The sequence below is a fragment of the Acidovorax sp. 106 genome (assembly GCF_003663825.1).
Classification (GTDB): Bacteria; Pseudomonadota; Gammaproteobacteria; order Burkholderiales; family Burkholderiaceae_C; genus Acidovorax.
Genome location: NZ_RCCC01000001.1, coordinates 3,585,154 through 3,597,889 on the forward strand (window position 1 = coordinate 3,585,154; position 12,736 = coordinate 3,597,889).

At 62.9% G+C, this 12,736-nt stretch carries 11 protein-coding genes; 2 read left to right on the top strand and 9 right to left on the bottom strand.

From position 1 onward, the window contains the following. Positions 1-11 precede the first annotated feature (11 nt). A complete protein-coding gene (ppk2, locus tag C8C98_RS15930; protein ID WP_121455075.1) occupies positions 12-1,265 on the top strand; it encodes a polyphosphate kinase 2 in 1,254 nt (417 codons plus the stop codon). A 125-nt stretch (positions 1,266-1,390) separates the two neighbouring features. On the opposite strand, the gene C8C98_RS15935 is transcribed toward ppk2, so the two are convergent. The 4 genes from C8C98_RS15935 to C8C98_RS15950 all read right to left on the bottom strand — a co-directional run bounded on the left by C8C98_RS15935 (position 1,391) and on the right by C8C98_RS15950 (position 7,134). Further along, on the bottom strand, positions 1,391-2,980 hold the full coding sequence (locus C8C98_RS15935) for a methyl-accepting chemotaxis protein (protein WP_121456315.1): 1,590 nt from the start codon (positions 2,978-2,980) through the stop codon (positions 1,391-1,393). A 267-nt stretch (positions 2,981-3,247) separates the two neighbouring features. Further along, entirely contained in the window at positions 3,248-4,234 is a 987-nt protein-coding gene (locus C8C98_RS15940; RefSeq protein WP_121455076.1) for a tripartite tricarboxylate transporter substrate binding protein BugE, read from the bottom strand. A 194-nt stretch (positions 4,235-4,428) separates the two neighbouring features. Beyond that, the gene (locus C8C98_RS15945) at positions 4,429-5,700 is read right to left on the bottom strand and encodes a CaiB/BaiF CoA-transferase family protein (RefSeq protein ID WP_121455077.1); all 1,272 of its coding nucleotides are present in this window, start codon (positions 5,698-5,700) and stop codon (positions 4,429-4,431) included. 237 nt (positions 5,701-5,937) lie between these two features. Further along, positions 5,938-7,134, bottom strand: coding sequence for an acyl-CoA dehydrogenase (locus C8C98_RS15950; RefSeq protein WP_121455078.1), 1,197 nt, complete (start codon positions 7,132-7,134; stop codon positions 5,938-5,940). Positions 7,135-7,312: 178 nt separating this feature from the next. Here C8C98_RS15950 and C8C98_RS15955 point away from each other — a divergent pair, with 178 nt between their 5' ends. Beyond that, positions 7,313-8,239 carry a LysR family transcriptional regulator gene (locus tag C8C98_RS15955; protein WP_121455079.1) on the top strand — a complete coding sequence of 309 codons (927 nt, stop codon included), beginning with the start codon at positions 7,313-7,315 and terminating at the stop codon, positions 8,237-8,239. Between the two features lie 38 nt (positions 8,240-8,277). On the opposite strand, the gene C8C98_RS15960 is transcribed toward C8C98_RS15955, so the two are convergent. From C8C98_RS15960 to C8C98_RS15980, 5 genes are all read right to left on the bottom strand, one after another. Further along, positions 8,278-9,696, bottom strand: a complete 1,419-nt coding sequence (locus C8C98_RS15960) for a delta-60 repeat domain-containing protein (RefSeq protein ID WP_121455080.1) — start codon at positions 9,694-9,696, stop codon at positions 8,278-8,280. A 99-nt stretch (positions 9,697-9,795) separates the two neighbouring features. Further along, on the bottom strand, positions 9,796-10,419 hold the full coding sequence (locus C8C98_RS15965) for a VOC family protein (protein ID WP_121455081.1): 624 nt from the start codon (positions 10,417-10,419) through the stop codon (positions 9,796-9,798). A gap of 140 nt (positions 10,420-10,559) precedes the next feature. Next, positions 10,560-11,135: a YceI family protein gene (locus tag C8C98_RS15970; RefSeq protein ID WP_121455082.1), complete on the bottom strand. Its 576-nt coding sequence runs from the start codon at positions 11,133-11,135 to the stop codon at positions 10,560-10,562. Positions 11,136-11,213: 78 nt separating this feature from the next. Beyond that, positions 11,214-11,783, bottom strand: a complete 570-nt coding sequence (locus C8C98_RS15975; protein ID WP_121455083.1) for a YceI family protein — start codon at positions 11,781-11,783, stop codon at positions 11,214-11,216. Between the two features lie 59 nt (positions 11,784-11,842). After that, complete coding sequence (locus C8C98_RS15980; protein WP_199726603.1) at positions 11,843-12,418, bottom strand: cytochrome b; 576 nt, start codon at positions 12,416-12,418, stop codon at positions 11,843-11,845. Positions 12,419-12,736: the final 318 nt, after the last annotated feature.

Sequence of the window (12,736 nt, forward strand, 5' to 3'; positions counted from 1 at the left end):
GAGACCTTGCCATGACCCAACGCCGCGCGCCCGCCACCCCTGTCTCTTCCCTCAGCGCTCCCAGCCCTGCTGGGGGCGCTGCGACTGCCTCGCGCCGCCGCGCACCCGCTGTGGCGGGTGCTGCAGGGGGCGCTGTGAAGGCCTCGCCACGCACGGTGCGCACCGTGGCCCGTGGGGATGTGTCGCCCAGCTTGCAGTCTGGCACTTTGGCCCGGCACGTGGCGCAGCAAGCGGTGCAGGCCGCGCAGGGGCAGCAGACGGCGGCGGTGTTGTCCTTGCTCAGCAGCGATGACGCCACCCAATCCACCCCGCAGCGCATTGCCAGCCTGCGGGCGCTGCTGGAGGGTGCATCGCAAGATGACCTGGAGGCGCTGCATGAAGCCCTGCGCCAGCACGCGGGCACGGGGGCCAACGGCGATCAGGATGCCGACGGTGTGAACCCCGACGAGGAGCTGGCCCGCGAGTGGCGCCGGGGGGCCTACCCTTACCGCAACCTGCTGCGCCGTTCCACCTATGAGCGCGAAAAATTCCGCCTGCAAGTGGAGTTGCTCAAGCTCCAGGCCTGGGTCAAGGAGACAGGCCAGCGCGTGGTGATCTTGTTCGAGGGCCGAGACGCTGCGGGCAAGGGCGGCGCCATCAAGCGCTTTATGGAGCACCTCAACCCCCGTGGCGCGCGCGTGGTGGCGCTGCAAAAACCCACCGAGACCGAGCGCGGTCAGTGGTACTTCCAGCGCTACGTGCAGCACTTGCCCACGCAGGGCGAGATCGTGATGTTTGACCGCAGCTGGTACAACCGCGCCGGGGTGGAGCGTGTGATGGGTTTTTGCTCGGATGCCGAGTACGCCGAATTCATGCGCCAGGCGCCCGAGTTTGAGCGCCACCTGGTGCGCAGCGGCGTGCATGTGATCAAGTTCTGGTTCTCGGTCAGCCAAAAGGAGCAGCGCCGCCGCTTCAAGGAGCGCGAGGCGCACCCGCTCAAGCAGTGGAAGCTCAGCCCCATCGACACCGCATCGCTCGATAAATGGGACGACTACACCCGGGCCAAAGAAGCCATGTTTTGCGACACCGACACGGCCGACGCGCCCTGGACGGTGATCAAGAGCGACTGCAAAAAGCGCGCACGCCTGAACGCGATGCGCTACGTGCTGCACAAGCTGCCCTATGCCGCGAAAGACTTGGCACGCCTGGGGGCCCTTGACCCTTTGATCGTGGGCCGCGCCCATGTGGTGTACGAACGCGGGGAGCAGCCAGGTGCTATTTTGTGAGTTGCCTTAATGTGAAATAGCTTTCATGGTCCAGGGCGGCTCTGCAGCCGAAGCCATGAAACTCATGGGTGACGGATCCAGAGGCCGCCATGACGGCCCCGGGATACTGTGGTTGCAGCGTGTGGTCAGCCCCCGGCCAACCGCAGGTTGCCTGTGGTGCCTGCCAGTGCGTGCGCGTCGGCATCGCACGCTGACAGGCGGAACACCGCCACCGCCTCCACCAGTTGCTGTGCCTGCAGCCTGAGGCTGTCGGCTGCGGCAGCGCTTTCTTCGACCAAGGCGGCGTTCTGCTGGGTGACCTGGTCCATCTGGGTGATGGCCTCGCCCACCTGGCTCACGCCCTGGCTTTGCTCGCTGCTGGCGGCACTGATCTCGGCCACGATGTCCGTCACGCGGCGAATCGAGGCCACCACCTCGGTCATGGTGGTGCCCGCCTGATCGACCAGTGCCGAGCCTTGCTCCACCCGCTCCACGCTGGTGTGGATGAGCCCCTTGATCTCTTTGGCGGCCTGGGCGCTGCGCTGGGCCAGATTGCGCACCTCGCTGGCCACCACTGCAAAGCCCCGGCCTTGCTCGCCCGCGCGGGCGGCTTCCACGGCCGCGTTCAGGGCCAGAATGTTGGTTTGGAAGGCGATGCCGTCAATCACGCCAATGATGTCGGCAATCTTCTTGCTGCTGTCGTTGATGCCACGCATGGTGCTGACCACCTCGGCCACCACGTTGCCGCCTTGCACCGCTACGGACGATGCATTCACCGCCAGCTGGCTGGCCTGGCGCGCGTTGTCGGCGTTGGCCTGCACGGTGGAGTTGAGTTCCTCCATGGAGGCCGAGGTTTCCTCCAGCGCGCTGGCTTGCTGCTCGGTACGCATGGACAGGTCGTTGTTGCCCATGGCAATTTCGGTGCTGGCCCCAGCCACGCTGTGGGCGTTGGTGCGCACACGCTGCACCACCTGGGCCAGGCTGCCTTGCATATCGTGCAGGGCGTTGAGCAATTGCGCGATCTCATCCTTGCCGCGCGATGGGTTGGCTGCCGTCAGGTCGCCCTTGGCCACAGCCTGTGACACCTGCACCGCCTGCCCAATGGGGCGCACCACCGAGCGGCTGAACGCCAGTGCACCCACCACGCTGGCCGCGCACACCACCAGCATCACCAGCAGGCTGATGGTGTTGGCCTGGTTGGCCCGCTGACCGGCCGATTTGGCCACGTCGGCGCTGGCCTGGGCAATCAGGTCGCCCGCCTGGTCCAGCAGTTGCGAGGGTTCCCGGTCCATGCCCTGCACGGCTTTGTCGCCCGCCTGGGCATCGTTGTCTGCGGCCTGAAAGGCCTCGTAGCCCTTGCGGTAGGCCGCACCCATGCGTTCGTGCGCTTGGCTGAAGGCCCGCACTTTGTCCAGCGCCGGGCCACTGGGCAGGTCGCTTTGCAACTGGCTGGCGGCCTGGGCCACGGCTTTTTCCTGCTTTTGAAAGGCCGCCCAGTAACGGTCGCGTTGGGCGGCGTCCTTGCCGCGCAGCAGCACGTTCTTCCACTCTTGCACCTGCACCTTGAAGTCTTGCAGCATGGTGGCGGCACGCCGCTCGTGCTCGTAGTTGTGGGCCACCGTGGTTTCGTACACGTTCAGTGCTTGGTTGAGTTGCTGGATGCCGAACAGCGCGGCCATCATGAGCAGCATCAGTGCAGCCATGAATGCGAGTGGGAGCTTGACGCTGAGTTTCATGGCGAACATCCTTCTGTGGACACGGAGCCCGGTTGGGTCATGGAAAGGCCGCGCAGTCGTTAAGCACCGGCTCGGCGTGTCCCGCAGTTTAGCAAAAATATCATCAATATCATAGTTATTGAAATTTTGAGGAGTTTTGCGATGCGCTAAACAAAAAGACGGTGGTGTGTGCCGTGATCGCGGGAGGGTACTGCGGTGTGCCGTAGCTGGTCTATGAAAAAGCCCCGCACAGGCGGGGCTTTGAGAGGTATTTCCTGTGCGCGGGGCTCAGTCCATGGTCAGCTTTTGCTTGGCCACCACGTCTTTGTACACAGCCAGTTCTTCGCGCATTTGCTTGGCAAAGGCGTCCGGGGTGTCGGCCATGATGATGGAGCCGGTCTCCTCAATGCGTTTGCGGATGGCCGGGTCTTGCACCACTTTGCGCACGGCGGCGTTCACTTTGTCCACGATGTCTTTGGGCAGGCCCTTGGGGCCTACTACGCCGTAGTAAGCCATGCGGTTCACCTGCTCCAGGCCCACTTCCTTGAAGGTGGGTACGTCGGGCAGAGCGGGCACGCGCTGCGGCGCCGCCACCACCAGGGCCACCAAGCGCTTTTCCTTGATGAAGGGCAGGGCAGAGGGCAGGTTGTCAAAAATCAGCGGCACCTGGCCTGCCACTGCATCGGTCAGTGCGGGGCCAGACCCCCGGTAGGGCACGTGCACCATGAAGGTTTGGGTGCCCAGCTTGTACATCTCCATCATCAGGTGGGTGATGCTGCCGTTGCCGGGCGATGCGTACGAGTATTTGCCAGGCTCCCTCTTCACCGCGGCCAGCATGCCCTTGTAGTCCTGAAACGGCAGCTTGGGGTAGGCCGCGATCACGTTGGGCGTGGCGGCGATGTTCACGATAGGCGTGAAATCGGTGGCCACGTTGTACGGAATCTTGGGGTTGATGGCCGGGTTGGTGGCGGTGGTGGACACGGTGGCCACGCCCAGGTTGTAGCCGTCTGGTGTGGCGCGCGCGGTTTCTGCGGCGCCAATGCTGCCGCCGCCACCACCGCGGTTTTCCACCACCACGGGCTGGCCCAACTCGCGGCCCAGGGGCTCGGCGATGACGCGGGCGATCAGGTCTGTGGTGCCCCCTGCGGCAAAGGGCACCAGCAGGCGAATCGGCTTGGTGGGCCACGCTGTTTGGGCGTGGGCAGTGGTGCCGACAACGGTAGCTGTGCAAGTGAGTGCGAGGACGCCCAGGGACAGGGCGGTGCGACGGATCATGGTGTTGTCTCCTTGTTATAGGTGGCGGGCAGCACAGGCTGGCGCGTGGAATCGCAGCAAAGGGCGCCTGTGCGCCCTGGGGTGTCAAGCTGGCCCACACCACTTGGCGGGCGCTGTGGCAGCGCCGCTGGGTGGGATGAGTCGACTTGAGCGTTGGCGTTGCCTCAAGCCGTCAAGCGTTGAAGCGGAAGAGGTCAAATGGCTTTGGCGGCCCGCAGCGCTGCAATGCGCGCGTCGTCCAGTCCCAGCTCACGCAGCACCTCGTCGGTGTGCTGGCCCAGGGCCGGAGGCGCATTGCGCAACACAGGAGGCGTGGCCGACAGGCGCAGCGGGCTGGCCACACCGGTGATCTGTTGCACGCCATCGCCTGTCTCGCCGTCCTTCCACCGTGGCAACGATACGGCCAGGCCGCGCGCCTGCACTTGCGCGTCGTCAAACGCTTGGGCAATCGTGTTGATGGGGCCGCAGGGCACGGCCTTGTCTTCCAGCAGGGCGATCCAGTCGGCCGTGGTGCGTGTGCGCGTCACGGCCTCCATGGCGGGGATCAGTACGGTGCGGTTTTGCACGCGCAGCGTGTTGGTGGCATAGCGCGGGTCGCTGGCCCACTGGGGCTGGCCTGCGGCGGCGCAAAAGCGCTGGAACTGCCCGTCGTTGCCGATGGCCAGCAGCATGTTGCCGTCGGCGGTCGCAAAGTCCTGGTAGGGCGCGAGGCTCGGGTGGCTGTTGCCCATGCGGCCAGGCGCCTTGCCGGTGGCGAGGAAGCCCGAGGCCTGGTTGGCCAGCACGGCCATGCCCACGTCGAGCAGCGCCATGTCGATGTGTTGGCCCTGGCCTGTGCCATTGGTGGCGTTGTCGCGCACATGCAGCGCGGCCAGGATGGCATTGCTGGCGTACAGGCCGGTGAACAGGTCAATGACGGCCACACCCACGCGCATCGGGCCGCCGCCGGGCTGGCTGTCGGCCTGGCCGGTGATGCTCATGAGGCCCGTCATGGCCTGCACCATCAGGTCGTAGCCCGCGCGCTCGGCATAGGGCCCGTCTTGCCCGAAGCCGGTGACGGAGCAGTAGATGAGGCGCGGGTTGAGCGCGCGCAGGCTCTCGTGGTCCAGGCCGTATTGCTTGAGGCCGCCGACCTTGAAGTTCTCCACCACGATGTCGGCCTCTTGCGCCATCTGCCGGATGAGCGCCTGCCCGTCGGGCGAGGCCATATCGATGGTGACGGAACGCTTGTTGCGATTGCAGGCCGTGTAGTAGCTGGCCTGGTTCGTGTCGTTGCCCTCAGCGTCCTTCAAGAAGGGCGGGCCCCACTGGCGTGTGTCGTCGCCCACGCCGGGGCGCTCCACCTTCACCACATCCGCACCCAGGTCGGCCAGGATCTGCGTACACCAGGGGCCTGCGAGCACGCGGGAGAGGTCGAGCACCTTGATGCCTGCGAGGGCGCCAGCGTTAGGGGAGGGGGTGGTCATGGGGGACTATTAAATTGATAGCTGCTAGCGCTTTTCTATCAAGCGCTAGAGGCCTAAAACACTTGAAATTCGCGTAGGAGGGCACCGTTTAACTCCCTCTCCCCTCGCGGGAGAGGGTGGGGGCGAGGGGGCGATCAGTTACAACGTATGCGCCGCTACCCCCTCTCCCCCGGCCCCTCTCCCGCGAGGGGCGAGGGGAGTTCTCACTGCCGCAGTGGGCAGCAGAGAGGCCGGGCCTCAGTTGGCGAACGCCGCGATACCCGTCTGGGCGCGGCCCAGAATCAGCGCATGCACATCGTGCGTGCCTTCGTAGGTGTTCACCACTTCCAGGTTCACCAGATGGCGCGCCACGCCAAACTCGTCGCTGATGCCGTTGCCGCCCATCATGTCGCGGGCCAGGCGGGCGATGTCCAAGGCCTTGCCGCAGCTGTTGCGCTTGATGATGGAGGTGCCTTCCAGGCTGGCGGTGCCGGCGTCCTTCATGCGGCCAAACTGCAGGCAGGCCTGCAGGCCGATGGCGATCTCGGTCTGCATGTCGGCCAGCTTTTTCTGGATGAGCTGGTTGGCGGCCAGGGGGCGGCCGAATTGTTTACGGTCCAGCGTGTACTGGCGGGCGGTGTGCCAGCAGAACTCGGCCGCACCCAGCGCGCCCCAGGCGATGCCGTAGCGGGCGCTGTTCAGGCAGGTGAAGGGGCCCTTGAGGCCCTGCACTTCAGGGAAGGCGTTTTCTTCGGGCACGAACACATCGTCCATCACGATCTCGCCGGTGATGGAGGCGCGCAGGCCCACCTTGCCGTGGATGGCAGGAGCGGTCAGGCCCTTCCAGCCCTTCTCCAGCACAAAGCCGCGAATCGGGCCTACGGCACCGCCTTCGGACACTTCCTTGGCCCAGACCACGAACACGTCGGCCACGGGGCTGTTGGTGATCCACATCTTGCTGCCCTTGAGCTTGTAGCCGCCATCGACCTTGTAGGCGCGCGTGGCCATGCTGCCTGGGTCGGAGCCGTGGTCGGGCTCGGTCAGGCCAAAGCAGCCGATCCACTCGCCGGTGGCGAGCTTGGGCAGGTACTTCTGCTTTTGCGCTTCAGTGCCGAATTCATGGATGGGCACCATCACCAGCGACGACTGCACGCTGGCCATCGAGCGGTAGCCCGAATCCACGCGCTCGACCTCGCGAGCGATCAGGCCGTAGGCCACGTACGACAGGCCGGGGCCGCCGTACTGCTCAGGGATGGTGGGGCCCAGCAGGCCCACTTCGCCCATCTCGCGGAAGATGCTCACGTCCATCTTTTCGTGGCGGAAGGCGTCGAGCACGCGGGGGGCCAGCTTGTTCTGGCAGTAGGCGGCGGCGGCGGCCTGGATGGCACGCTCGTCGTCGGTCAGTTGCTGGCTGAGCAGGAAAGGGTCATCCCATTGAAAAGCGGCGTGGGCCATGTGTATCTCCAAGTCGAAAAAAGCGTGAAAAGAAACGGGTCTGGGGTGCATCGTAGGTTGTGGCGTGGCGCCCCGCAAGCGAGTTCTTTTCATCCAGACATGCGTTTATGGAATGTATGGAATACTTGCCGCAACCAGAATCAAGGGGTGGTTGCCTCTTCACAAATTCCTGTTCATCATGCGCCGCAACATTCCATCGACCCAGGCCCTGGCCTGTTTTGAAGTCGCCGCCCGCCACGAAAGCTACACCCGCGCCGCGCAGGAGCTGTCGCTCACCCAAAGCGCCGTTTCGCGCCAGATCCAGGCGTTGGAGGAATTTTTGGGCGTGCAGCTCTTTCGCCGCACACGCCACGGCGTGGTGCTGACGACTGCGGGCGCGCACTACGGCCGCCAGGTGGCGCGCTGGCTGCAGGGGCTGGAGCGCGACACGCTCGATGTGATGGCGCACCAGGGCGAGGGTGGCACTATTTCGCTTGCTGCGGTTCCTACGTTTGCCACGCGTTGGCTCATCCCGCGCTTGCCGCAGCTGGCCCAGGTGCATCCCGACATCGTGGTCCACATTGACACGCAGACGCGGCCTTTTTTGTTTGCTGACACCACGTTTGATGCCGCGCTGTACGCAGGCACACCCGAGCAGGTGGCCAATTGGCCTGGTGTGCAGGCGCAGTTGCTGATGCACGAAGAGGTCGTGCCCGTGTGCAGTCCGCGCCTGCTCGAATCTGCCGCGCCCAGGGGGCGGGGCCGCGCCCACCAGCCTGTAGCCGCAGCGGCACTGGCCGACTTGCCCTTGCTGCAACAAAGCACACGCCCTTATGCCTGGCGGCAGTGGTTCGATGCGATGGCAGTGGACGCGCCCCGCGCCTTAGACGGCCCGCGCTATGAACTGTTCTCTATGCTCGCCGTGGCCGCCACCCACGGCATGGGCGTGGCGCTCATGCCACCCATGCTGATCGAGGCCGAGTTGGCCAGCGGTGACTTGGTGGTGGCATGCAACCGCCCGCTGCGGGGGGAGCGGGGGTATTACTTGGTCAGTCCTACGCCGTTGCAATCGCCCGTTCTCAAAGTTTTTTCTCAATGGATTGGGAAAATGGCGAGTGCAGACTAGTACCTGTGAGCGGAACCTGAATGGCAAGAACCTTCAAGTCAGGGCTTGCTGTGCCCCACCACGCGTTGAATCAAAACGGTATCGTTGTCCGTGTTAGTGGCCGCAGGGTCTCGGTCCACGTTGACCACTAGCCATCGGCCTTGAGCATCTGGCAGGAATTGAATGGGGGCAATGGTGGACAGTGCTGTGCTCAGTATGCCTTGCGTGCCGAACTCCGTGATGGGTTCTCCATTGGGGCCCATGCGCATCCAGACACCGCCGACTCTGGGGTTGCTGAAGTCCGCGTCGTAGACAAGCTTGCTCGCAAGAACCATCAGGCTGTGATCGGGCAGGGACAGTGCAGATGCAAGGTATGTATTTTCGGGAATGGACATGCGCGCTATGCCTTGTTGGCCGTACGAGGTCAGGATTGCTCCGTCCAATCCATAACGTGCGACGCCTAACTGGCAATTTTTGAGCGCACAGCTTGTACCCACGGCAGAGAACCCGTCATCCGTAGTCGGTATCAGTCCTAAAAAGGTGTAGTTACCGCCAAAACGGGTCCATGCGCCCGATGTTTGTAAACCTGACTGGAGGTCATGTGTCGCAACGCATACACCAGGGTGCGCGGCAGGCTCAGCATACGTCACATAGCCTTGCCCCCCTGCTGAAACAATGCGCCCATTGTTTTGAACCAGCAACGACTCACCGCTGGCTTCACAAGCCTCTGGTGAGGTCGGTTGTGGGGGGGATGCTTCCGGGGTGCCGTTAGCCGAGAAACGGTCCAGGCTGCGTCCGTAGATTTGGAAACGGGCGATCCCTGTAGATCGCAGCAAAAGAAGACTTTGATCGCTTTTCACAGCCAGCGAGAGGCGCTGTGGGTTCTGGCTCGCACCTGTTTCCGCCACTCCGTTTTGACCGAAAGTTTTGTCCAGCACACCATCTGGCGTCAAGGCCACCAGGTTGCTGCTGCGCACCGCAGAGGTTCCAGAAGCAGTTACGCACGGGGCAGAGATACTGAGAATGGTGACTACGCATGGCTCCCCTGCGAGCACTGCAACGACGATGCGCCCGTTCTTTTGCAGTTTGATATCCCCAAGTGAGTCGCTGCCTTTGACGTTGAACTTCACCTCTCCATTGTTCCCAAAGCTAGGGTCTAGGGCTCCGTTCGTTGTTAGCCGGCGTACATAAACTTCCTGCGCAGGCGCGCCACCATAGTTCCCTGCCGGGAGTGACCCTGTTTGTCGTGATCCCGCGAGCAGCAGTTTGCCATCAGGCTGGAGCGCTGCTGCAGACGGTGCGGGCAAGCGCATTTTTGCCGTGCCTTCCACGCCGTAGCTGGTGTCTACCTTCAGCGGATCGACAGGCAACAGTGAGGTGTTGGAGCCACCGCCGCAGCCTGCCAGCGCTGCAAGCAGGCAGGTGGTCCAAAGAATAACTCGGATCGGTAAGGCGAAAGGGTTGGCGGTAGGTGGCATGGGCAGTTTGGTAAATGGTTCGTGATCGTTGGATTGTGAATCATTGTGAATTTGCTGTCTCGATAGGACTTTGCGCGCTCCCCATGCCAATTTCGAAAGTCAGCCTTGCACAAACTCCGGTCGGTCGTTCTGCTGCGGCTTCAACGGCACCGCCGCCTTGCCTTCCGCTCTCTCCTTGCGCCATTGCTCCTTGCGGGCAGTCCACTCGTTCAATCGGGCATGTGCCACGGTGCTGTCCTTGGCCATCTGCTCTTCGTTGGCTACCTGCGCCGCCAGTTCCAGGCGGATGCCGTTGGGGTCGAAGAAGTAAATGCTTTTGAAAATATGGTGGTCGGTTACGCCCAGCACTTCGATGCCGTGGGCTTGCAGGCGGGCCTTGGTGTTCTCCAGCTCCTGCACGGTGTTAACTCGAAAGGCGATGTGGTTCACCCACAAAGGGGTATTGGGCGAGGGGTCAGGCTTGACATCGTCACCAAGGTCAAAGAACGCGATGAACGAGCCGTCCTGCAGGCGAAAGAAGAAGTGCGTGTAGGGGCAGTACTCGCCCGTGCTGGGCACGTAGTCGCTTTGGATGATGTGGTACAGCGGCAGGCCCAGGATGTCTTCGTAGAAGTGGCGGGTTTCCTCGGCATCACGGGCCTTGTAGGCGTAGTGGTGCAGCTGCTGGACGGCGGCTGGTGGGGGCAAGGCGGTGGTTGGCGCTGGGGTGCTGGGGGCGGTCATCTGGCGTCTCCTGAATGTGGATCAAATTCTACTATTCATAATTAATTTACTTAAAAATAATTTCAGAGAAGCGGTAGGCGTAAAAAAGCCACCGCTGCGGCGTGCGCAGCGGTGGCTTCGGATGAATGCTGGGGCGTGAATTACTGCTTCACGGCTTCCACTTGCACGACCAGGCGCACGTTCTTGGCAAAGCCCCAATCCACGCCGTAGTTCATGCCCCACTGGGTGCGGTCGATGGTGGCCTCGAAGTCGCCGCCGCACACTTCGCGCTTGAGCATGGGGCTTTGGTAGCAGGCGAATTGGTTGGCCTTCAGTGTGATGGGGGCTGTCTTGCCCAGAAGGGTCAGCTGGCCAGTCACTTCGCTCACGTTGTCGCCTTTGAAACTGAACTTGTCAGAGACGAATTTGATGGTGGGGTGGGCGGCTGCGTTGAACAGGTCAGCGCTTTGCAGGTGCTTGTCGAATGCGGGGGTGCCGGAGCTGATGGAGGTTGCGTCAAAAGTGATCTCTACCTTGCCGCTCTTGCCGGCGCGGTCCAGTTGCACAGAACCTTCCTTCTTGTCGAAGCGGGCGCGGTTGACCGAGGCGCCGAAGTGGTTGATCTCGAACGTCACAAAGGTGTGGGTGGGATCGATCGCGTAGTTGGCGGATTCGGCCTGTGCAGCACCGGCAAACAAAGCGGCGACGGCGGCCAGGGCGAAGAGGGATTTGCGCATGAAAGGCTCCTAAAAAACCAGAGGTTGAAAGAAAAGATCGCAGGGAGAGAAAAGGACGGCTCTAAAGGCGCTTGCGCCTCAGAGCTTGGCCACGCCGGTCAGCGCCAGCTTGAACTTGACTTGAACGTCGTCGGCCACCATGGAGGTGTCAGCCCATTCGTTTTCGCCAATCTTGAATGCGAGGCGTTTGATGGGCAGAGTGCCGGTGGCTGTGGTCACTGCACCGTTTTGGGTGAGCGTGACGGGGGCCACTACGTTGACCGCATTGCCCTTGATGGTGAGCTTGCCAGCCACTTCAAACTTGCCGCCGCCCAGGGCCTTGATGCTGCTCGATTCAAAGGTGGCCTGCGGGAACTTCGGCACGTTGAACCACACGGCCTTGGGCAGTTCAGCGTCCGTCTCTTTCGAGCCCAGGGTGGCGCTGCCGGTGTCCACGGTGAAGGTGATCTTGCTGGTGGCCAGCTTGGCGGGGTCGAAGGCAACCTGGGCGTCAAATTTCTTGAACTGGCCGTCCAGGGGCACACCCATCTGGCGGGCTGTGAATTGGACTTCGCTGCGGGCGGTGTCCAGTTTTTGCTGGGCCCAGGCGGTGGGTGTCAACAAGGCGGTGCCCAGGGTGATGGCGGACACGATGCTTGCAATCTTCATGAAAACTCCTTGGTGCGGAAAAGGTGAGCAGCGCAGTGGGGCTGCAGGGGTGTGGGGGCTCAGCGTGGGCCGGGCAGCATGCGCTGCAGCAGACCGTCGCGGTCAATGATCTGGTGCTTGAGGGCGGCAGCGACATGCAGCAGCACGAGGCCCGCCATGGCAAACGCTGAGATCTCGTGCCAGGGCTTGATGGCTTCTGCCAGTTCCTTGCTTACGGGCACAAAGTCAGGCAGTTGCCAAAGGCCCAGGAACACGATGGGAAACCCTGCGGCCGAGCTATAGGCCCAGCCGATCAACGGCACGGCAAAGAACAGCAGATACAGCAGATGGTGAGTGGCATGGTGGGCCATTTTTTGCCAACTGGGCATGGCCTGCTCCATGGCGCGTGGCAGTGCGGGGGGGCGATGGGTGGCGCGCCACACGAGGCGCAGCAGCGACAGGGCCAGAATGGTCACCCCGGCCCATTTGTGCCAGTTGTAGAGCTTCAGGCGCTGGGGCGAGAAGGGCAAGCCGGTCATGTACAGGCCCAGACCGAAGATGGCAATCAGTGCAATGCCAAGCACCCAGTGCAGCAGGATGGCGACGCCGGAATACCGGGCGGGGCGAGGGCTCACAGGGTGAGGGGTGGAAGACATGGGCAGTTGGGTCGAAGGGGTTATTGAACGGGGCCGCCCGTTGGGTGCTGCAGCCGGTGCACTGGGTGCAATGCCTGCAGTTTAGGAAGAGCGCCCCTGTGGCAGTTTCAGGTGGATTGATGCCTTGATTCAAAAAAACTGAATTGATAAGGCTTTTGCGCTCAAAGTTCCCCAATGTTTGAGGGGCGCATGCGACTTGCTGTCGCCGTCTCGTCTTGACGCGGGTCACGACGCCATGGAGGCAGAGGTATGCACAAAGAGCGGTTCAAACCCTATTGCTCTGGATGTTGAGCACCACCGCTGCGCGTGCGGTGGGCT

Coding starts and splice junctions, on each gene's coding strand:
- ppk2 (WP_121455075.1), top strand. CDS start 12: ATGACCCAACGCCGCGCGCCCGCCACCCCTGTCTCTTCCCTCAGCGCT.
- C8C98_RS15935 (WP_121456315.1), bottom strand. CDS start 2,980: ATGAAACTCAGCGTCAAGCTCCCACTCGCATTCATGGCTGCACTGATG.
- C8C98_RS15940 (WP_121455076.1), bottom strand. CDS start 4,234: ATGATCCGTCGCACCGCCCTGTCCCTGGGCGTCCTCGCACTCACTTGC.
- C8C98_RS15945 (WP_121455077.1), bottom strand. CDS start 5,700: ATGACCACCCCCTCCCCTAACGCTGGCGCCCTCGCAGGCATCAAGGTG.
- C8C98_RS15950 (WP_121455078.1), bottom strand. CDS start 7,134: ATGGCCCACGCCGCTTTTCAATGGGATGACCCTTTCCTGCTCAGCCAG.
- C8C98_RS15955 (WP_121455079.1), top strand. CDS start 7,313: ATGCGCCGCAACATTCCATCGACCCAGGCCCTGGCCTGTTTTGAAGTC.
- C8C98_RS15960 (WP_121455080.1), bottom strand. CDS start 9,696: ATGCCACCTACCGCCAACCCTTTCGCCTTACCGATCCGAGTTATTCTT.
- C8C98_RS15965 (WP_121455081.1), bottom strand. CDS start 10,419: ATGACCGCCCCCAGCACCCCAGCGCCAACCACCGCCTTGCCCCCACCA.
- C8C98_RS15970 (WP_121455082.1), bottom strand. CDS start 11,135: ATGCGCAAATCCCTCTTCGCCCTGGCCGCCGTCGCCGCTTTGTTTGCC.
- C8C98_RS15975 (WP_121455083.1), bottom strand. CDS start 11,783: ATGAAGATTGCAAGCATCGTGTCCGCCATCACCCTGGGCACCGCCTTG.
- C8C98_RS15980 (WP_199726603.1), bottom strand. CDS start 12,418: ATGTCTTCCACCCCTCACCCTGTGAGCCCTCGCCCCGCCCGGTATTCC.